General features: G+C 53.9%; 1 protein-coding gene. It reads left to right on the forward strand.

What is annotated here, in order from left to right; translation table 11 throughout:
* Positions 1-120: 120 nt before the first annotated feature.
* The coding region (locus tag EZM41_RS00010) for a CoA-binding protein (RefSeq protein ID WP_198468188.1) at positions 121-269 on the forward strand (149 nt) is incomplete at its 3' end.

A 269-nucleotide genomic window follows, 5' to 3' on the forward strand; every position in this document is an offset into this window, starting at 1 on the left:
CTCTACGGGAGACGTCCCGACGGATAAGAGGAAGTCATTGAGGCCCGGTGTGGGATATATATACGTCTCAGCGAGCCTCTTGCGCTCTTCGTCCATCCTGCGCCATCGCTCTGTCAAGGTTTGCCACTGGAAATCATCGAAGAGTTCGTCTGCAAGCCTTCGAAGATTGCCGTCGTCGGGGCCTCACAAAACCGCAACCGCCCTGTATACGGCGTCATGACATACTTAAAGAGGGCAGGTTTCAACGTATATCCGGTCAACCCTTCTCT

Origin of the sequence: Acetomicrobium sp. S15 = DSM 107314 (assembly GCF_016125955.1) — a bacterium.
Lineage (GTDB): Bacteria > Synergistota > Synergistia > Synergistales > Thermosynergistaceae > Thermosynergistes > Thermosynergistes pyruvativorans.